Here is a 21,235-nt window from a genome sequence, read left to right on the forward strand (position 1 = left end):
ATTGGACTGAGTTTAGGCAATAAAAAAATGCAGACTAAAATAAAGTAGCCTGCATTTTTTGTGGTGTTTATGTTCAATTAAGCACCAATTGTTTTTTTATACTTTACGGTTTTTTCCTTTTTGTCCTTTCCTCTATCGGTAGAGAACGAACCTTTTCCTCGCCCTGTTTTTTTGAAATGAAAATCATTTCCTGTAGAATTGATGGGGTTTTCCAAATGCTGTGCTTGGTTTTCTAGCCAACGCTTTTTCTCACCAGTCATTTTATAAACATCTAAGCCTCCGTAACCTGATGGTTTTTCAGAACTAAAGTATAGCTCTCCCGCATTTTGATAATAAAAAGGAGTGATCTCATCTCCTTGACCATTTATACGAGTCCCTAAGTTGTATGACATTGTAAAGGCACCATCGGTTGTTTTTATGGCATACCAAATATCATAGCCGCCTTGGCTACCTGGGAGGGTAGAGGCAAAGTATAGAATTTCTTGTCCTTGTTCTGTGACACCAATGGTTGGGTGTTTACTAGAATAGCCAACACGATTAACACTAGGACCGAGTTTTTGAATGTTTTCAATCTCACCAGTAGCCGTCATTTTACCAGAAAAAATACTGTATTCAGCTTTTCCCATTTCTTGTTGTGCAAAATAAACAGTTTCTCCATCTGGAGCAATGTGAGGCGAAGCGGAATTAAATATAGGATTGCCTACTGATCCTTGCAACGTTTCGATTGTATTGTCAGGATAAACCTTTTTTAAACAAGTTCCTTTAGAAGTTTGGCACTCGATTAAGCCAATTTTGTATTTACTAGCCTGTGTCAATGCTCGATATATGGTTCCTTCTTCAGCACTTTCATCTGTTAAATCATCTAAGAACCAAGCAGATGTATTTTCTTTTTCTTTTAAAACCTTTTGACATGTTTTGAGGTGCGTTTGAGCCAACTTTACATAATCGTTGTTGGCATCGTGTTGATTCGCATTTAAGTAGGACTGAAAATGTTGGGTAGCCAAAACGTATTGCCCTGTATATTTTAAGGCAGAGGCATATTCATAATGAATAAGTGGGTAGCGTTTGGCTTTAGGGAGCAAAGGACCTAGTACATCTTGTGTCGTTTGATAATCCTTGGCAGCTAAAGCGGTTTTTCCCAAGCGATAAAGTTCTTCTTGGGACATTTTTTTCTTCATTTCGCTGAGTGCTTTGTAATAATAATAAGCATCTTCATAGACCGCTTCTCCATATAGTTTTTCAGCTTCAGCAATAACTACTTTAATTGGTTGTTGTTTTATTTCTGATATATCAGGTGTTGTTGCATATAAAGCAACGACCTGTAACATTAGAACTGTAAATAGTGTTAAGAATTTCATTGAATAGATGATTGAAGAGGGGGTGAGTGATCAAATTTCTAAAAAGAAAACGTAAAGTTCTTTAGGACCATGAGCTCCATTAACAAGCGTTTTCTCAATATCTGCAGTACGGCTATTGGTTGAGGTAAAACAAAGCATAGAAGGCCAATGGTCTTCGCGAGCCGTTTGTAGATTTAGAACTTCTTTTAAGTTATAAATAACCTGATTAGATGTTGCTATAACAATATGAACTGGTGGAACAATAGATAGGCTGCGTCCAGAGGCAGCATTACTACTTAATAAGATAGAACCAGTTCGAGCGATTAATGCTTCGCAAGTAGTGAGGCTTGCATCTGCATGTATTAAGGACTCTTTTTGTGTTTGATAAGAAAAATTTTGTTGGTTTAGTAGTTGTTGCAATTCCTTTTCCCAACAATATACCTTTGTCCATTTTTTTTGCTGAGTTAGCAAATGGAGGTTTGTTATCAACTCTTTTTGAGATTCACAAAAAACAAATTTGCCACCATTATTTTGAAAATTTTGAGCAAATAGGACATCCAAAGCCTCTGTTGGTTTAGGATAAATAGATATCGTTTCCTTTTCCAAATTAGGGTAAGGAAGTGTTGGAGTGTGGTTTTTTATATTTTTTAATCGACCTAATATGTTGTCTTTTGCTGTCTGCACAAAAATAGGATTGTTTTAAGAAATTCAATAGAATAGATAACTGCACAAGATAAGTATTTTTAAAATTTAAAGCAGTAGTTTAACATAAAAAAAGCTCGAACTGCTTTAGTTCGAGCTTTTTAGGTTTGATATTGTATCTATTTTAGTGAATTTCTGGCTGATCGTCTGGGTCTAACAATGTATCAACACCATTATTTTCTCCAGCAGCCTTTTCACCGTTTTTTTCATCTGGAACATCATCATAAATTCGTTTTCCAATCAGATGTTCTACATCAGCTCTTAACAAGACTTCTTTGTTTAACAATTCATTAGCCAATAATTCTAATTCTTTGCGCTTTTCTTTCAACAATTGAAGTGCTCTTGCATATTGCTCATCAATGATTTTGCGAATTTCTTGATCAATCAATTGAGCCGTAGCTTCTGAATAGGGTTTGGCAAATTGGTTGTTTTTCATCATTTCATAATAAGAAACATTGCCTACTTTGCTATTCATACCATAAATCATGACTAAGTTATAGGCATGTTGCGTAACACGGTCTAAGTCATTTTGTGCACCAGTAGATACCTGTCCAAAGATAATGTCCTCCGCAGCACGTCCAGCCAATAGACCACAGATTTGATCTAGTAGATGTTGTTGAGGGACAATATGCTTTTCTTTTGGCAAGTATTGAGCATAACCCAATGCCGTCAATCCACGAGGAACGATGGTTACTTTTACCAAAGGATGTGCGTGCTCCAAGAACCAGCCACTAATAGCATGCCCAGCTTCATGATAGGCAATTACTCTCTTTTCTTCTGGAGAGATTAGCTTGTTTTTCTTTTCCAAACCACCAATAACACGATCAATAGCTTTGTTGAAATCTTCCATATCTACCTCTGACTTATCGTGTCTAGCGGCGATTAAGGCAGCTTCATTACAAATATTAGAAATCTCAGCCCCTGCAAAACCAGGTGTTTGCATCGCCAACGTTTTGGCATCAACATTATCACTGATTTTGATAGGTTTTAGATGTACTTTGAAAATTTGCTCCCGACCAACTAAGTCTGGTTTACCAATTCCAATTTGGCGGTCAAATCGACCAGGACGCAACAAGGCTGTATCTAAAATATCAGGGCGGTTGGTTGCAGCAACAAGAATAACCCCTTTATCGGTGCTAAAACCATCCATTTCTACCAACAATTGGTTCAAAGTATTTTCACGCTCGTCATTTCCTTGCATCGAATTTCTTCCTCTTGCACGACCAATAGCATCAATCTCATCAATAAAGATGATACAAGGTGCTTTTTCTCTAGCTTGGCGGAACAAGTCACGAACTCTTGATGCTCCTACTCCCACAAACATTTCAACGAAGTCAGAACCAGAAATACTAAAGAAAGGAACATCTGCTTCTCCTGCTACTGCTTTTGCCAATAATGTTTTACCCGTACCTGGAGGGCCTACTAACAAAACCCCTTTTGGAATTTTACCCCCTAAGACAGTATATTTTTTAGGATTGCGCAAGAAGTCAACCACTTCCATGACCTCTTCTTTGGCTTCGTCCAAACCAGCAACATCTTTAAAGGTTACATTTACCTTTGTATCTTTGTCAAATAGAGTGGCTTTAGAGCGACCAATATTAAATATTTGACCACCAGCGCCACCACCACCGCCACCAACGCGGCGCATGAAGAAGACCCAAATTCCAATGAGCAAAATAAAAGGAAATAGCCACATAATAATCCCAGCTAATGTACCTTTAGTTTCGGTACCAAAGGTTATTTCTTCCGCATTAGGATTAGCTGCCAAATATTCTTTTTGTACCTCTTTTACTTCTTTCATAAAGGTCTCAACAACGATAACCGTATGTTTGTAGTGAGGACCAGGATTGGCGGTACCAATCGTAGATTTGGATACTTTTTCGTATGCTTCATTCGATAGTTTTTCCTTGTCGATGTAAATGTCTGCATACTTACTCTGTTCTCCCGTACTTACAATGACAATCTTATCAACATCCCCCTTTTTTATGAGTTTTGTCAATTCCGTCATTGATATATCAGGAGTAGAACCTGTAAGGTTGAATAAGTTAAGCGAAATTAGAATCACCGCAATGATGGCATAAAACCAATAAGCATTAAATTTTGGTTTGTTGCCAGGTGAATTTTTTTGTTCCATATTTATTGATATCTATAATTGTTTCTGTTTAGTCTTATCCTTTTAAACTAAAAAGAAAATAAAAAGTTGCATTAAGAATGTCAGAAAAGCGCAACATTGAGTTAAGAAAAAATTAATGTTCGCACAAATATTTCCCTGTCATTTTAATCTTGATTATCGTATTTAGTTACTTTAGCATCACTCCACAAGTCATCTAAGTTATAAAAAGCTCTTTTTTCACTTGAAAAAACATGTATAACTACCGAAAAATAATCTAGTAACATCCAATTGGCTTCTTGTCCTTCTGAGTGATCAGGTCGAATTCCAAATTCTTCATAAACTCGTCGCTCAATGTTTTTGATGATACCTAAAATTTGTGTTTTTGAATTTCCATTGCAAAGAATGAAAAAATCACTACTAGCTTCTTCTAATTCACGCATATCAAACAAAGCAATTTCTTTCCCTTTGTTATCTTGAATAGCATCAATAATAAGAGTTGTCAAAGCACGAGTATCTTGTGCATCTTGTTGGAAGGCAATATTTTTGTTGCTCAATACAGTAAGAGTTTTACTACGCAGTACACTGTTTTATAGTCAGTAGAGTACTTTTCAGTTGCGTTATGATAAATAATAGTTTTTTGGTTTCTTTATAAACTTTAATAGTAACTTGAAATAAAATTATATTTTTGAAAAAATCTGAACAAACAGATTCTAAAATTTATTGGGTAAAAATAACGAAAAAAAATTGGTCTTAGGCATGAAACCTGTATCTTCTAACAGCCTTTTCATTGGAAAAGTTGCAAATTATCTTGCAAGTGTAGATTCTACCAATATTTTTGCTAATACTCTACTGGCAAAAAGCACTCCAATCGAAGGAACTGTCATTTATACCGATAACCAGTATGCAGGAAGAGGACAGATTGGCAGTAAATGGGAAAGTGCCAAAGGTGAGAATATCACCTTGTCGGTTATTTTGTATCCAAAATTTTTGCCCATCCAATCCCAATTTAAGCTAAACCAAGTTGTTGCGCTTGCCGTCTATGATTTGCTCAAAAATTATATTGTTCCTCTTGATGAATTGTCTGTCAAATGGCCCAACGATATTTATATCAATGACAAAAAAATAGGAGGGATATTAATAGAAAATAAACTAAAAGGGCATGTATTGGCAAGTACAATAATTGGTGTGGGGTTAAATATCAATCAAACGTATTTTTCGCCAGAGTTACCCAATCCTACTTCTTTGTTCTTAGAAACAAACATTCGTCAAGATACTTATCAACTGATAGGTCTATTCTGTGAATATTTAGAACAACGCTATTTGCAATTAAAAGCAGAACAGCACGATCTTTTAAATCAAGATTATTTGCAAACATTGTACGCTTATCAAGAATGGCGTACTTATCAAGATGCTAAAACAAAGGCTACTTTTCAAGGAAAAATCGTAGGCATATCTCCCGAAGGTCGACTACAAATCCAAACAAATCAGCAGATTGTGGCGTATTCTTTTAAAGAAGTTGTTTTTATGTAATAAATCTACTAATGTTCGGATTTATTTTGACTACTATTATCTATGGCAATGCTATCGATAGCGGTAGGAGTTGCTTCTAATGTAATCGGAAGAATACTTCCTTCTTCTAAAGAAAATTCTACTGGTGATTCTGGAAAATCTTCTAACGACAAATCAATGAGTTGTTTCCAAGCTTGTTGCGCCTCGTCATATACAGGAATCCCTTCTCCCAATTGTTTGGTTGGAATAACTTTTCCACCAAGAAACTTTCCTTCTTTATTGACTTGTATATGTAAAATTGGACCAACACCCTTGGGACCTTTTAAGCTAAATTTTTCGTAGGTACAAAAATTACCCATACTGTAAGTTATAAAACGATTTTTGTACACTTCCACTGCACGAGTTACATGGGGACCGTGTCCTAGTAAAATATCTGCTCCTGCATCAATGCAACCATGAGCAAATTTATAGACATTACCACGATTGTAACCCAAGAAAATCTCATCTTTGCGAGGCGTATGTATGGCACCAGCACCTTCCGCCCCAGCATGAAAAGAAACAATGACAATGTCACAAAGACTATCTAGCATCTGCACAATTTCAGCCGCTTCTTTGTACTTTTTCATACTAAAACACCCACTGTTAGGTGCTGTAGCCAAAAATCCATATTTGATGCTGTCTTTTTCAAAAATAGTGTACGGTTTGTTTTCGGAACCTGCATAAAAAAGACCAGATGTGTCTAAGACTGCTGCACTAGCTTTTCTCCCACCTGCACCAAAGTCATTAGCATGATTATTGGCAATACTAACAACATCAAAGCCTGCTTTTTTTAGATGGTTGGTATAGTGGGCTGGCATTCGGAAGGTATAACAATATTGTGGTTGATTACAAGATTTAGCAACACCGCCACGCCCAATAACTCCTTCTAAATTTCCAAATGTTAGATCAAAAGGTTCCAAATATTGTTGAACATCCTTAAATAAGGTGGCGCCATCTTTGGGAGGGAGGGTTCTAGTGTTGGGATAATCTGTTCCCATCATAATATCACCAACCGCAGCAATCGTAATAGTGTCTTCTTTTGGGATGAGAACAGTATCGACACTTTCTAACTGAAGGGGTTGAGGTTCTTGATCGATTGGAGTTTCTGCAATTTCACTTCCCAAAGAACAGCTAATTGTATAAACAATAAGTAAAGCAAAAGCAAGTAAACGAAGCATGTATGTTTTTTTCATAATAATCAATCTAAACCTCAAAGTGTTATCAAGTGTTTTGGAGGCACAAAAATAATGATTTTTATACGATCGGCATAGTCTATTGATAATCTTACTACAATTTTTAGTTTAGAATAATCTATTATCATAAAGTTGATTTGTATCTTAAAGTATAATTGTAGTTGTGTTAAGGTAATTAGTCTGCTGACTATCAATGATGGAAATGTATGTATTGTTGAGGATTGGTTTATAGTTAGCAAGACATTCCTTTCTAGAAAATTCTACAGAGCATTCTAAAAAGAACAGAACGACTATTTGGTAGCGCAATCTAATTTTTTATACATAAAACACCCAAACAATGAAAAACCGAATGAGAGTCACTTGTGGCGTTATAGAGAAATCTGGAAAATACCTTATTGTACAACGAGGAGAAGATACTAGTCATGCTTTGAAGTGGGAATTTCCTGGCGGAAAAATTGACCCTGGAGAGACAGAAGCAGAATGTATGGCACGAGAGTTAAAAGAAGAATTGGACATAGAGGTGATGGTAAAAGAGCAGTTGGTATCTATAGAAAGAGAGGAAACCAATATGATTATTGAGCTGATTCCTTTTCGATGCACGATTGTAGGAGGAGAAATTACATTGTTAGAACATCTTCAGTTGGCATGGATTGATATTCGAGAACCTATCGAGTACGATTTGTGTATTGGCGATTATGGAATTGTAGATCAACTAAAAGCACAAATAAGTATCTAAATTGGAATAGCACAGTCTAGCAAAAAATGTTAGCATACTATTAATTTAATTATGCTATAAGCTTCCAATAATTTGCTAAATTTGAAACGTCTACTCTTTGTAGAGTTAGATTGTATTATGAAACATTTCACAAAGAAAGTTTGTTATTCTTTATTCTTATAAAAAAGCTTTTTTATGAAGAGTTATGTAATTTGAAAATAGTAGTTTGTTGATAAGCTTCGCTGCTACTGCGTGGTTTCAACGAACTATTGTTGAAAAGGAAATAACAATTATTGCAATAATAAATAATAAGTAAATTTAAAACATAATTTGTCGATTTGCCTAATTTGATTCTAAAATGAACCCCAAATATCGCTGCAAATTTTTGACAACTTATTTTTACCTTTGCTAAAATCAAAAATCAAATAATAAAAAATGGCTAGAAAAGAGACGTGCGTCATCATTGGGTCAGGACCTGCTGGATATACAGCAGCAATTTACGCAGCTAGAGCAAATATGAAACCTGTTTTGTTTACAGGAAGTGAACCTGGAGGACAATTAATGATTACCAACGATGTAGAAAATTTTCCTGGTTACCCCAAAGGCATCATGGGCCCAGAAATGATGGAGGATTTGAAGCAACAAGCAATGCGTTTTGATACAGAGGTGAATGTTGGCGTTATGATAGAAAAAGTGGATTTCTCAGGTCCCGTACACAAACTTTGGACTGATGGTGGTGAAGAAATTCATGCAGATTCTGTTATTATTGCGACAGGGGCTTCTGCTAGGTACTTGGGCTTGGAGTCTGAGAAAAAATATATGAATAAAGGGGTTTCTGCTTGTGCCGTTTGTGATGGTTTTTTCTATAAAGGAAAAGAAGTTTGTATCGTAGGTGGTGGAGATAGTGCTTGTGAAGAAGCAAGTTATTTGTCTAAGTTATGCCCAAAGGTACACATGTTTGTTCGTAGAGATGAGTTGCGTGCTTCCAAAATTATGCAAGAGCGTGTTCTTAATAACGATAAAATTCAAATCTATTGGAATACAGAAGTAGATGAAGTTTTGGGCGATGAGGAAGGTGTAACTGGTGTTCGTGTGGTTAATAATAAAACGAACGAAAAGCAAGAAATTAGCTTATGGGGATTTTTTGTAGCAATCGGGCACGTGCCGAATACGAAAATTTTTGAAGGTTGGTTAGAAATGGACAATACTGGATATTTGTTGACCAAAGCAGGTAGTACACATACCAACATAGATGGTGTATTTGCAAGTGGTGATGCTCAAGATAAAGATTATCGTCAAGCAGTGACTGCTGCAGGAACAGGTTGTATGGCTGCTTTAGATGCAGAGCGTTATTTAGCGGCAAAGGGATTGATATAATACAACTCGCATAGATTTTATACAAAAAAAAAGAAGCTATAGAGAATAGCTATAGAGAGGCTTCCAAAATTATTTTTTGGAGGTCTTTTTTTTGTTAGGTTGGTTTTAAAACTATGCTTTACAGTTGGTTATGTAGAAGTAACTGATGAGGAAATTAGCAAGCAATTTATTTTTTGCGTATCATTGTGTCGTAATTAATCAAAATCCCAATGATAACCTTTATCATTATAATCCTCCAATGTTTAAATTTCAATGAAAGTCTTTAAATTTAGTTTGTTAGAGTGTTTTAAAGTGCGTAACCAAATTGCAGAAAATATTCTATGGATGCTTTGTTTTGCTTTATGTAGTACTATTTGTTCATTTTCTACAATCGCATCGGATACAGGTGGAAATAAATTTGCTCAATTTCAAATTGATGATGCATCTTCTGCTGCTGCATACAAAAAAATAGAACATTATATTCGAGCGCAACCAGAAATTTTGAAAGTAAGTATTGACATAGAGACAGGAATTGTATTTTGTTTGTTTGATGGAAATACTACTGTAGATGAAACTTCTTTTGCGCATTGGTTAACTCAAAAGCATTATACATTATCGTGTTATCGAGAAGGTGTCATTGGTGTTGACCCTATTCTAACTAAAGAAGAATTTGAATGTATGTAATGTTGTTGGGTGTGTAGTTTAATATGTAATAAATTATTTGTCAGACAATATAGTATGAAATTGTAAAAACATATTATAGTTTTATAACATTTTATTTTTTTAAAAAAAAACAAAATAAATGAAACAAATATGAACCTATTTATCGTATAAATAAAAAAACACACTAATAAAGGAGTTTCATTTTTTACTTCAAAACTTCAATGGGATGAAGTTTTGTTGGCACACAAATTACACAATTACACACACACGTAGCATACAGCCTCTTTTACTGTAACAAAGTCACTATCTATCTACTTATTAGCCATTAGAGTTTTATACTATTACAAAGTATTTTTGTTTTATACCACCATTCCATTACAAAACAAGAACTACGAAATTTTATAGAAATAACATCAAAAACAATTTAGCCGAATTATTGAAACATTAAGGTGTTGAACACAACTTTATTTAAGTAAGCTCCACATCTTTATGTTAAGAATAAACCAAAATCTCGCTGCAAATGTATATGACTATAAATGGTCATATACGTCAAAAATTAATCAATTAGAGGTGTGCGTTGGGTGACAAATAAACTACCTTGGCTATAGTGAAATAGTATATATTTAGGAGTAGTTTATTTGTCCCCAATACCTACGAGAAAATAATTCATATCCTTGTTTAAGGACATATATCAATACACAATAGTTCATTTAGGAGGAGGGATGCAGGGAGAGAGCAAGGGCTGATCTTGGGGAGGATTAGGATAACTTGCTCATTTTCTCATCCCTCAATGAAGCCATCAGTAGTTTGTTTAACCAATTTTAACCTGTTTAAGCAGACGATTTATATATATTGTTACATCAGTAGTTTGTATTCATCATCCATAGTATTGCACGGTATCTTTTGAAATAGAACGATACCAGTGACAAACTACTAATTTGAGGAGAGGTTTTTTGTGAAAATCCATAACCAATAAGAGATTTTACCTCCCTCAAGCAGCAAGAAACAGCTCTATCTGTCAGCTGTTTCAAGATTTCTTTCGACACTCAGGCTTCTCAGTTGCCTGAGTGTTTTTTTATAGCCATTCCAAAGTTTCTGGCACCTGCTGAAATAGGTTATCAAGGACTGTAATGGTTGTTGCTTGTCGTTGCATTTCTCGCCAAACGGTAGGATGTGCTTGATTGATAAGTTGCTGTTGCAAATTTAAACTGGCATAACTTTTTTGCGCCTCCAACGAAAAGGTTTGAAAATATTTGGAAGGAGTAAATAGTTGATAGAGTTGCTCAAGAGAAGAACAAGATTGAATATCTATATATTGTTGTAGCAAGGTTTGGTAATTTTGATAAGCCTGCAATCGGTTTTTTACTAATCCGTCTCGAGTGTTAAGTTGCAATGTCTCAATAGTATAAGCAGCGCGCTTGTAAGCTCTGGTTTGTTTGTTTGTAGCTTTGGGATAGAACAAACCACTGTGTAAGTCCAATTGTAAATAATCTAAGGGATTCTCTGTTCTAGGATTAATAAAAACGGCATCCTCATTAGGAGGGGGAATAAATTGGTAGTCTTTGACTAAGTTGATGACTTTGGCAGAATCAGGTGTTTTGAAGATTTTAAATTGTGAAACTTTGTGCTTGCCATTGCATTGTTTGCAAGTCCATAGGTAGTTTTCCCACACAAATGTTTTGTTAGGATACAAGCCTCTAGGGTAAATATGCTCAATAGTAGTTCCTATATTGGCTTCACAGTAATTGCAATAATTATTAGTGCCAATAGCAATTTTTTGAAGCTCCTTTTCTACTCGATTAAAAGCTGCTTTTTGAGCATTGGTCTTTTTTTTATTTTGCCAAAGTACTTTAGCTTGTTTTACTTTTGTTTTGTAATCAGGTAAGGCATCAATATCTTTTTGTAATTTTTGTAGATGATTGAGGATACCTTTGCGTATGGTAGTTGGATTGGTTTTTATCATAGAATAAGAAATGACAGCTTGAAGTTACTGCGCAAAAAAACAAAAGGAGTAGCTTTTGCCACTCCTTTTGGTAATATGTATAGCTTACAAAGGCAAATTACCATGTTTTTTACGAGGCAATTGATCCACTTTGTTTTCTAACATCTTGAAGGCTCGAATTAATTTTTGTCTAGTTTGGTTGGGCTCGATTACCTCATCCACAAAGCCACGGAAAGCAGCGCGATAAGGATCTGCAAATTTGTCTGCATATTCAGCTTCTTTTTCTGCTAGTTTAGCCTCAGGATCGGCAGCATTTTTAATCTCATTTCTGAAAATAATTTCACTAGCTCCTTTGGCTCCCATCACGGCAATTTCCGCAGAAGGCCAAGCATAATTCATGTCTGCTCCAATGTGTTTAGAGTTCATTACGTCATAAGCACCCCCATACGCTTTTCTTGTGATAACCGTAATTCTTGGAACAGTCGCTTCACAGAATGCATACAATAACTTGGCTCCATTCGTAATAATGCCATTCCATTCTTGGTCGGTACCAGGCAAGAAACCAGGAACATCTTCCAAAACTAATAGAGGAATGTTAAAGCTATCACAGAAACGGACAAAACGTCCGCCTTTTCTAGAGCAATCTACATCCAAACAACCTGCTAAAATCATTGGATTGTTGGCAACAACTCCAATTGATCGACCTCCTAAGCGAGCGAAACCAACAATAATATTTTCGGCATAGTCTTTATTAACCTCGTAAAAGGAATCTCCATCTACAATTTCGTGAATGACTGAACGCATATCATAAGGTACGTTGGCACTATCAGGAAGAATCGTATCTAGGGCTGTACGCGTTTCATCACTAGGCGTGTAGGCTAAGCGAGGCGTTTCCTCTTCACAGTTTTGAGGAATATAAGAAAGCAATTTTTTTAATTGATTGATGCAGTCAATATCATTGGCAGCTGTAAAATGGGTCACTCCAGATTTTGTAGCATGAGTCATGGCTCCTCCTAACTCTTCAGAAGTAACATCTTCATTTGTTACAGTCTTAACAACATTAGGACCTGTAATAAACATATAAGAGGTGTTCTCTACCATATAAATAAAATCTGTAATGGCAGGAGAATAAACAGCACCACCAGCACAAGGTCCCATGATGGCTGAAATTTGAGGAATAACACCCGATGCTCTTGTATTTCTATAAAAAATATCAGCATAGCCTCCAAGAGACTGAACACCTTCTTGAATACGAGCTCCGCCAGAGTCATTCAAGCCAATTATTGGCGCTCCATTACGCAAGGCCATGTCCATTAATTTGCATATTTTTTCTGCATGGGTTTCGGACAATGATCCTCCAAAAACAGTAAAGTCTTGTGCAAATACATAAATCAATCGACCATTTACAGTCCCGTATCCTGTTACTACACCATCGCCATAATATTTTTGTTTTTCCATTCCAAAATCGACACAACGATGGGTAACTAGCATACCAATTTCTTCAAAAGAACCTTCATCTAACAAGAAGTGAATACGCTCTCTAGCGGTCAACTTCCCTTTTTCATGTTGTTTTTCTATTCTTTTTTCGCCACCACCTAATTTGGCTTCGGCTACTTTATTAGCTAGTTTCTCAAACTTATCTTGCATGTTTAGAATGATTATAACGTGTCGAAATATTTTGTGATTTTACACCAACAAAGTTTGATTTTTTATAGCAAAAAACCAAAGCAATTTAGCAATAAATATAACGCAAGATAATTATTTATCTCAAAATAAAATACTAATCTACATGAGTTGAATAGAATATGTTGAACGTTTGACTCATGCTGGGGTGATTGTAATGTTATCTGTTAGTTAGAAGAATGGCTTCTATAATCGTTTGGGAATCTCTAAACCTCTTGGAGTTCTATGGTATTAATAGTTCGTTGAAAGTAAAAATAATACAAAAGTTATCGGTCACAATGCTAAGGGAATCAATAAGAAATAGTGCTCTAGGTAGCATATAGAACGAGTCGTATTAGAGCAAACTACGAATCAAAATTTCAAACGTTTTTATTTACTTCGTGTCATAAATACTTCCTTTTTTCTCTTTTTTTCTTACCTTAATATGGTCTTCCCTTGTTAAATTTCAAATTTATGACCATTTGCTATTACCCAAACACAAACAAAGATATAGTAAGGTCTATTACTACCACATTCTAAGCTTACTTCTTTGTACTCCTGTTGCATCTTGATTATGACAAAAATATGCATTCTTATAAAGCTCAAAACCTAAATTCAGAAACATCGTTACTGTGGTTTTTTAGGTTGTTAGAACTACATAATAGAATGGTTTTTTGAATCAGAAAAAGAACAATGAGCAAACAAAGGAAGTAATAAATTTAATAGCAATATGAAAGTTATAGGTATCATTTGCCTGCTTTTTGTTAGCACTACTATATGGGCTCAATATGAAAATAAAGAGCAAGGTTCTAGGATTTTTTACAACCTAGAAGAAGCGCTGCAAACACCTAAAAAGGTGTTCAAATTATATTTGGAGCATGATAACTTAGAGGAATTACCTGAAAGAATTGTTGAGTTAACAGAGTTGAGAGAATTACAACTTGGGGGCAATCCAGATCTAAATTGGGAATTTACGTTTCGTTTGTTAGGACAGTTGCCTCAATTAGAGAAGTTAAGTCTTAGCGAAAATAAAATCAAGAACCTCCCTGCTGCTGTTGTTAAACTTCAAGCATTAAAGACGCTTATTCTGGTCGATAATCCAGATTTAGAGTGGCAGCAAGTTTTTAATTACTTGGGACAGTTGCCTCAATTAGAAACATTGGATATTGGTAATAATAAGATCAAAGATTTGCCCCCCAATGTCAAAAAATTGCTTGCTATAAAGAAGTTGTTTTTATGGAATAATCAAATGATTAATTTACCTCCAACGATTGGAAGTTTAACAACCTTAGAAGAACTAGATTTATCCAACAATCAACTAAGACGTTTAACTTCTACCATCAATCAATTGAAAAACCTTCAGCGACTTTATCTTTGGAACAATCATTTGACAGAGCTTCCAGATGAATTAGGAAAGCTGAAAAACTTAGAAATGTTGAATTTGGGTGGGAATAATTTGACAACTCTACCAACAACTATATACCAACTAAGAAAACTGAAAAACCTAGGGTTAGCATACAATGATTTGCTATATTTTCCTAAAAAATTCTCCAAATTAAAAAACTTGCGAAGTTTAGATTTGGAAGGAAATCCGAACTTAAATTGGGTATCTGTTTTTGCTAAGCCTGAGCAGCTAAAAGAATTGGCGGTATTAAATTTAATTAATAACCAACTGATTGATCTACCCCTCAATATAGATCGTTTGCCTAATCTACAAGTGCTTGATATAAAACAGAATCCAGATATTAACTGGCGTTCAGCCTTTATACAATTGGCTGCTGTAGAGAGTTTACAGCAATTGGATATTTCTAATAATAACATACAGGATTTGCCGTCAGAAATTACTTCTATCAAAAATTTAAAATACTTGCATTTGGGGTCCAATCCAAGCTTGAAGTGGAAGGAAGCTTTTTATAGTATTTCCAAGCTTAAAAGCTTAGAGACTCTAATTTTGAGTAGCAACGAATTAAAAGAATTGGCAAGAGAAATCAACCAACTAACCAATTTAAAAGAGCTTGAATTGGGAAATAACCCTGCTTTAGATTTAGACGATTTGTTTGAAACGCTTTCATCCATGCATAATCTAGAAACACTTAGTTTGATAGACAACAAAATTTCTCAAGTTTCTTTATCTATTGGAAAATTAAAACATTTAAAAGTACTCCATTTTTGGATGAATGAGATTCATTTAAATTCATCGGAGCATAAGAGTATACAAAGCTTGTTGCCTAAAACAAGCATTATTTATATGCCTCGATATTTATCAACTGTGCGCTAACTTTTCTGAACAATTATAAATACAAACCATATCTTATGTGGAATCAAGATATTTATCTTCAAACATTGTTATTTGCAGGGCATGCACACCGAAAGCAAAAAGTACCTGCCTCTGAAATGTCTTATGTAGTGCACATCACGAATGTAGCCATGGAAGTAGCCAATGCATTGGTTCAACATCCGAGTGACGATTGGGATGGAACTTTTGCCATACAGTGTGCGTTATTGCATGATACTATTGAAGATACCGAAGTAGAATACGAAGATTTAGTAGCAGAGTTTGGTTCTCAAATTGCGGCAGGTGTTTTGGCCTTAACCAAAAATCAGAAATTACCAAAAGAGGTTCAAATGGCAGATAGTTTGGCTCGAATTGTAGCACAAGGAAAAGAAGTTCGAATCGTTAAAATGGCAGACCGAATCAATAATTTGCAAAAACCTCCCAAGCATTGGGATGCTGCCAAAATGAAACGTTACCAGAAAGAAGCAGTGTTGATTTTAGAGCAGCTGGGAGGCATACACCCTTATATTGAAGCTCGTTTAAAACAAAAAATTGACGACTATAAACAATATTTTGAATAAGAGATTTTGGAATAAGCGGTTCTATTTTAGGTAACTATTACAACGTAAAATATAGCGAAAAAGCAATGAAAAAGAAAAAAATAGTGGTTCTGACAGGAGCAGGAATTAGTGCTGAAAGTGGTATCCAAACCTTTAGAGATGCAGATGGTTTGTGGGAAGGACACGATGTAATGGAAGTGGCATCTCCACAAGGATGGAACAAAAACCAAGAGTTGGTATTAAATTTTTACAATCAACGCCGTGCGCAGTTGCATACTGTGAAACCGAATGAGGCGCACAAGGCTTTGGCAGAGTTAGAGCAAAAATATGAGGTGTGTATTATTACACAAAATGTTGATGATTTACACGAACGTGGTGGTTCTTCTAGAGTGGTGCATCTGCATGGAGAACTCAAAAAAGTACGCAGTACTTTAGACGAAAACTTGGTGTATGATTGGGAAAAGGATGTACGCTTAGGCGATAAATGCGATAAAGGAGGGCAATTAAGACCACACATTGTATGGTTTGGTGAAGCTGTACCTTTAATCGAGGTAGCTACTCAAATTTGTGGGATTGCAGATATTTTTATCATTGTTGGCACATCCATGCAAGTTTATCCCGCTGCTGGTTTGGTGAATTTTGTAGACGATGAGGTGCCAAAGTATTTTATTGATCCCAATCCTGCTGCTGTCAATGTGCCTAATTTAAGAGTCATTGCAGATAAAGCATCTACTGGAGTACGAAATTTGGTGAATGAATTGATGCAGTAAGGTAAGTTAAAAAGCAATCAATGTATATGCTGTTTTGTAGTTGTTTGACTTTATCTAATGATTGGCTTAAAAATGAAAAGAACTTCGCCATCTCTGGATTTTATTTTCTTATGTTTGTAGAACTAGTTAGCCATATAGCTAACTATGAGATAATATTAGAGAGACTAATATAGACTTATTGGACTGTTTAAACATTCTTATGAAAGAAAATGAGACAAAAAATCCTTGGACAACGCTGGAACGTACAGAGATTTACGAAAACCCTTGGATCAAAGTAACCGAGCATCAAGTACTTAATCCTGCTGGAAATGAGGGGATTTATGGTTTGGTACATTTTAAGAATATTGCGATTGGAATTGTTCCTTTAGATGAAGATCGCAATACTTGGTTGGTAGGGCAGTATCGCTATGCTCTAGGGCGTTATAGTTGGGAAATTCCCGAAGGGGGCTGCCTGATTGGCAAAGAAACCAAATTAGAAGCTGCACAACGAGAGTTAAAAGAGGAAACAGGATTGGAAGCAAAAGAGTGGACTGAAATCATGGAAATGCATCTTTCAAATTCTGTAACGGATGAAGTAGGGTATGTTTTTGTTGCTAAAAACTTGACCAAAGGAATTGCTCAGCCAGAAGACACCGAAGAATTGAAGTTAAAAAAAATACCGTTTGAAACAGCATTGGAAATGTGTATGCGTGGAGAAATTACAGATAGCTTGACGTTGTTGGCACTGTTTAAAACCAAACTGTTAATGGAGCAGGGGGTGTTGTAAAACCTTTTGCACCATAGAAATGCCTCTTTTTGTCGAACAAAAAGGGGCGTTTGTATAAGTATCTTGATGCTAATATAGCAACCTGAACTTTTTGAGAGAGGTAGAGGTTAAAAAAAGAATAGACGGACAATCAATTATCACGAAAAATAATCCAAATGATACAAGTTGAACAGCTTAGTAAACAATATAAATTGACCAAGAAGCAGCAACAAGAACTGCAAGCAAAAACCAATTCGATATATGCCGTTAATGACATCAGTTTTGTGTGTCAACCTGGACGTGTATTCTCTTTGTTGGGACCGAATGGGGCAGGTAAAACGACTACTTTGAGAATGATTGCGACAATTTTGAAGCCTTCCAAAGGAGATGTTCTAGTTAGTGGTCATAGTGTGGTGCATGAATCGGAAGCCGTGCGCCGAAAGATTGGTTTTTTGACAGGTTCTACTAATTTGTACGACCGTTTGACACCCGAAGAGATTGTTCGATATTTTGCCGATTTATATGGAATGTCTAAATCAGACTTTAAAACTCGAAAAGAGGAGCTATTCGAGCAGTTAGGGATTAATGATTTTTTGAAAAAACGGATTGGGCAATTGTCTACTGGTATGAAGCAAAAAGTTTCTATTGCAAGAAGTATGATTCACAATCCTGATGTTGTTATTTTTGATGAACCTACTTCGGGTTTGGATGTTATCACGGCTAATAATATTATTGAGTTGATTCGAAATTGTAAGAAGGAAGGAAAAACGGTAATTTTTTCATCGCATATTATGAGTGAGGTAGACTTGCTTTGCGATGATTTGGCAATTATCAATAAGGGGCAATTAATTTATAGTAATACCATGGAAGCTTATCGCCAACTTTCCGCCAACCAGTCGCTTACAGAGACATTTATTCAATTAGTTCAACAAAATCAAGCTCAATAGTTCCTATGCATACAATTATAACCGTTATAAAGAAAGAATTAAAAGATACCTTACGAGATAAGAAAACATTATTTTCTGCTATTATTCTCCCTGCTTTAGCCATACCTTTGTTGTTGATGGGGGTATCCTCACTACAAAAAGATCTAATTAAGAAAGAAAAGGCTAAGGAACTAAAGGTGGTTTTGATGAATGCCCCTGAAGCTGTTGCGCAGCAATTTGAGGATGAATCAATCAATCTATTAATTAGCGCTGATTTGGAGCATGCAAAAGATTCGGTAGCCAGTGAAGTGTTTGATGCTGTCCTCGTTTTTGATCCTAGTTTTAAAGAACAAATAGATAGTCTCGAAACAGGAGTTGTAGAGTTTTATTACAAATCAACCAATATAATGGTGCAGCGTAGAATTGAGGAGAAACTGAATGCGTACAAAGCCGTTGTCTTGGATGAAAGAATGGAGCGTTTAAATATTTCTGCTGCTGTCTTGCAACCTATAAAAATAGAAACAGTCAATGTAGCCTCGGTCAAAGAACAGGTTGGGGAAACTATTGGAGGATTGATTCCTTATATTTTCATTCTATTCTGTTTTATGGGATGTATGTACCCCGCACTGGATTTGATTACAGGAGAAAAAGAACGTGGAACAATCGAAACATTATTAACTGTTCCTGCTTCACGGTTTAGTATTTTAATCGGAAAAACAATTACCATTGCTCTGGTTGGTGTTGTTGCTGCTGTGATGACTATAGGGGGAATGGTGGCTGCTTTAAATTTAGGAACAGGAATTCCCGCAGGATTGATGACATCAATAGGGGATATGTTGAACCTAAAATTTATATTCATGCTTTTTGCCATGTTATTGCCTTTGAGTTTCTTTTTTGCGGGTGTTTTGTCTGCTATGGTTGTACGAACAAGCTCTTTCAAGGAAGCTCAAAGTTATGTAACACCAATGACTTTTGTTGTTATTGTACCTGCTATGGTGGCAATGATGCCTGGCGTGGAATTAAATTGGCAAATGGCATTTATTCCTATCCTAAATGTTGCATTGGCTACCAAAGAAATTATTGGAGGAACAATGGATTTAGGATTATTTGCTATTATTGTTCTTTCGTTGATTGCTTTTGCAACCTTGGCTGTGTTTGTAAGTTATCAGCAGTTTTCGCAAGAGAAAAATGTGTTGAAATAGAAGTATCTAAAGTATGAAAAATCTCTCTGTGTAATAGCTAGATTATATTAAAGGTTGAGTCAATGCTCTTTTGCCAAGCAGTAACGTAATACAAAGTATATGATAGGTTTAGGTTGGCTACTATTTAGGAGTGGGACGAAATAACCATTCTACAGGTATCCAATCTTTTTTCTTTTCTTCAATTGTAAGAACTTCAAATACTCTATTGATACGATTGTTGGCTAAATCGCAGACCATTTTTTCAAAAACCACTTTATAAGGAGCATTTTCCCAAGCTTTATTTGGGATGAATTTAAAATTTTGGTCAGAGACAACTCTGAAATTACCATGTACAACTTTTTGAGTTTGCGTATTAATCACCTTGACACCATCAATTATAGAACCATAGTCCATTTTTTCAGAAAATAATAAAGATAGTGGTGCCTTGCTTGCTATTGTAGGAGGCGTTAGCTTGTCAAATAAAATACTAGGCGACTGGCGATCGGGTGGAGTAATTTTAAAGGTTTTTTTGATACGATTTTTGAGCGGACAATTATAGCTACTTTTTAAGTTTGTATCTATTAATAGGGTATATTCTTCTCCCTCTTTAAAGGGAATTTCCCAATCAATACCTCGTTTTAAACGACCAGGATGCACCATTAAAACTAAGCTAGTTTTGTTGTTCAGCCAATAGGCTTGAACACGCCATAGTTGATCTATGCGATTTCCCTTCTGATCTAGCATTTTTATAACTTCGTTAGGTTTGAAGTTTTGCATAGGTTGGTCAAATTGAACATGGAAAAAACAAGTGTTTTGGGGAATTTCATAGCTTTGAGGATAAATTTGGAGTACATGGCAGAATTGACCAATTTGCTTTCTTCTAGGAGTAGAAAAAACTTTTGAACTGGTACCATTAGTGTGATGATATATCACTTTAAACGAACTCTCCATTTGTAAAGCATAAATAGGTTCAAATACCAAGCGGTTGCCACGGATCGTATATGTACCAAAAAGTGGTGTAGAAAGAGGATGACCTTGGTTGATTAAATGAATTGTGAGTATTTTTTGTGCTGTAGAAATACTTAATTCGCCTTGATCAGTAGCTTCAATTGGAACACTTATTAGTGGTCTTAAGGGAGTTGACAAGTCAATAAGAATAGAATCATTTCCTTTTGCATTAGTACCTAAAAGCATAAAAAGGAAGAGTAGTTTATAGCAAAAAATCCAACGCATTTTGTATAATCTTAAGATATGAATAAAAAATGGAGAATGGTTTCTAGCCACCAATTAGAAAACCATCCTCCAAGAAAAAATGCTTAAATCCATCGCTAGTGTGATGAAAATAATTAAAATCAAGTGACGCAACACCTCTTATTATCTAACTGTCCCCACATTAGTTAATAAAGTCTATACAGGTGTTTACATTCCCTCTATTGTAAAACATGGATTAGGTAAAGTTTTCATTATTCAATTAAACTACCAACTAGCAAAACATAGGTTTAGGATTTAGAATTCAATGAACTAAATAAAGCTACTCCCTTGGTTTC

At 35.5% G+C, this 21,235-nt stretch carries 18 protein-coding genes; 10 read left to right on the top strand and 8 right to left on the bottom strand.

Going from position 1 to position 21,235, the window contains the following annotated elements; all coding sequences use genetic code 11:
- Window positions 1-77 precede the first annotated feature (77 nt).
- From QP953_RS05590 to rsfS, 4 genes are all read right to left on the bottom strand, one after another.
- Window positions 78-1,358, bottom strand: coding sequence for a hypothetical protein (locus QP953_RS05590; RefSeq protein ID WP_156039661.1), 1,281 nt, complete (start codon window positions 1,356-1,358; stop codon window positions 78-80).
- 30 nt (window positions 1,359-1,388) lie between these two features.
- A complete protein-coding gene (locus QP953_RS05595; protein ID WP_063833009.1) occupies window positions 1,389-2,021 on the bottom strand; it encodes an LUD domain-containing protein in 633 nt (210 codons plus the stop codon).
- Window positions 2,022-2,163: 142 nt separating this feature from the next.
- Entirely contained in the window at window positions 2,164-4,173 is a 2,010-nt protein-coding gene (gene ftsH / locus QP953_RS05600; RefSeq protein ID WP_052593711.1) for an ATP-dependent zinc metalloprotease FtsH, read from the bottom strand.
- Window positions 4,174-4,316: 143 nt separating this feature from the next.
- Window positions 4,317-4,706 (bottom strand): ribosome silencing factor, encoded by a 390-nt coding sequence (gene rsfS / locus QP953_RS05605; protein ID WP_052593713.1) that lies wholly within the window; start codon window positions 4,704-4,706, stop codon window positions 4,317-4,319.
- A 202-nt stretch (window positions 4,707-4,908) separates the two neighbouring features.
- Between rsfS and QP953_RS05610 the strand changes: the two genes are divergently transcribed.
- Entirely contained in the window at window positions 4,909-5,682 is a 774-nt protein-coding gene (locus tag QP953_RS05610) for a biotin--[acetyl-CoA-carboxylase] ligase (RefSeq protein ID WP_063833012.1), read from the top strand.
- An 8-nt stretch (window positions 5,683-5,690) separates the two neighbouring features.
- On the opposite strand, the gene QP953_RS05615 is transcribed toward QP953_RS05610, so the two are convergent.
- The gene (locus QP953_RS05615) at window positions 5,691-6,878 is read right to left on the bottom strand and encodes a CapA family protein (RefSeq protein ID WP_063833010.1); all 1,188 of its coding nucleotides are present in this window, start codon (window positions 6,876-6,878) and stop codon (window positions 5,691-5,693) included.
- 352 nt (window positions 6,879-7,230) lie between these two features.
- On the opposite strand from QP953_RS05615, the gene QP953_RS05620 reads away from it, so the two are divergent.
- From QP953_RS05620 to QP953_RS05630, 3 genes are all read left to right on the top strand, one after another.
- Window positions 7,231-7,629, top strand: a complete 399-nt coding sequence (locus tag QP953_RS05620; protein ID WP_052593717.1) for a (deoxy)nucleoside triphosphate pyrophosphohydrolase — start codon at window positions 7,231-7,233, stop codon at window positions 7,627-7,629.
- A 414-nt stretch (window positions 7,630-8,043) separates the two neighbouring features.
- Window positions 8,044-8,985 (top strand): thioredoxin-disulfide reductase, encoded by a 942-nt coding sequence (gene trxB / locus QP953_RS05625; RefSeq protein WP_309554240.1) that lies wholly within the window; start codon window positions 8,044-8,046, stop codon window positions 8,983-8,985.
- A 252-nt stretch (window positions 8,986-9,237) separates the two neighbouring features.
- On the top strand, window positions 9,238-9,648 hold the full coding sequence (locus tag QP953_RS05630) for a hypothetical protein (RefSeq protein WP_309554241.1): 411 nt from the start codon (window positions 9,238-9,240) through the stop codon (window positions 9,646-9,648).
- A gap of 1,054 nt (window positions 9,649-10,702) precedes the next feature.
- Here the strand turns inward: QP953_RS05630 and QP953_RS05635 are convergent.
- On the bottom strand, window positions 10,703-11,590 hold the full coding sequence (locus tag QP953_RS05635; RefSeq protein ID WP_309554242.1) for a hypothetical protein: 888 nt from the start codon (window positions 11,588-11,590) through the stop codon (window positions 10,703-10,705).
- 84 nt (window positions 11,591-11,674) lie between these two features.
- Window positions 11,675-13,216: an acyl-CoA carboxylase subunit beta gene (locus tag QP953_RS05640; protein WP_052593724.1), complete on the bottom strand. Its 1,542-nt coding sequence runs from the start codon at window positions 13,214-13,216 to the stop codon at window positions 11,675-11,677.
- 745 nt (window positions 13,217-13,961) lie between these two features.
- Between QP953_RS05640 and QP953_RS05645 the strand changes: the two genes are divergently transcribed.
- The 6 genes from QP953_RS05645 to QP953_RS05670 all read left to right on the top strand — a co-directional run bounded on the left by QP953_RS05645 (window position 13,962) and on the right by QP953_RS05670 (window position 19,709).
- Entirely contained in the window at window positions 13,962-15,509 is a 1,548-nt protein-coding gene (locus tag QP953_RS05645; protein WP_052593726.1) for a leucine-rich repeat domain-containing protein, read from the top strand.
- 35 nt (window positions 15,510-15,544) lie between these two features.
- Window positions 15,545-16,087: an HD domain-containing protein gene (locus QP953_RS05650; protein ID WP_309554243.1), complete on the top strand. Its 543-nt coding sequence runs from the start codon at window positions 15,545-15,547 to the stop codon at window positions 16,085-16,087.
- 65 nt (window positions 16,088-16,152) lie between these two features.
- Window positions 16,153-16,836, top strand: coding sequence for an NAD-dependent deacylase (locus QP953_RS05655; RefSeq protein ID WP_052593730.1), 684 nt, complete (start codon window positions 16,153-16,155; stop codon window positions 16,834-16,836).
- A 199-nt stretch (window positions 16,837-17,035) separates the two neighbouring features.
- Window positions 17,036-17,602: an NUDIX hydrolase gene (locus QP953_RS05660; protein WP_309554245.1), complete on the top strand. Its 567-nt coding sequence runs from the start codon at window positions 17,036-17,038 to the stop codon at window positions 17,600-17,602.
- Window positions 17,603-17,757: 155 nt separating this feature from the next.
- Window positions 17,758-18,528, top strand: a complete 771-nt coding sequence (locus QP953_RS05665; protein WP_052593734.1) for an ABC transporter ATP-binding protein — start codon at window positions 17,758-17,760, stop codon at window positions 18,526-18,528.
- A 5-nt stretch (window positions 18,529-18,533) separates the two neighbouring features.
- Window positions 18,534-19,709, top strand: a complete 1,176-nt coding sequence (locus QP953_RS05670) for an ABC transporter permease (RefSeq protein WP_309554246.1) — start codon at window positions 18,534-18,536, stop codon at window positions 19,707-19,709.
- A gap of 120 nt (window positions 19,710-19,829) precedes the next feature.
- Here the strand turns inward: QP953_RS05670 and QP953_RS05675 are convergent, their stop codons facing one another.
- Complete coding sequence (locus QP953_RS05675; protein WP_309554248.1) at window positions 19,830-20,882, bottom strand: Ig-like domain-containing protein; 1,053 nt, start codon at window positions 20,880-20,882, stop codon at window positions 19,830-19,832.
- Between the last annotated feature and the right edge of the window lie 353 nt (window positions 20,883-21,235).

Origin of the sequence: Aureispira sp. CCB-E (genome assembly GCF_031326345.1) — a bacterium.
In the GTDB taxonomy this organism is placed as follows: Bacteria; Bacteroidota; Bacteroidia; order Chitinophagales; family Saprospiraceae; genus Aureispira.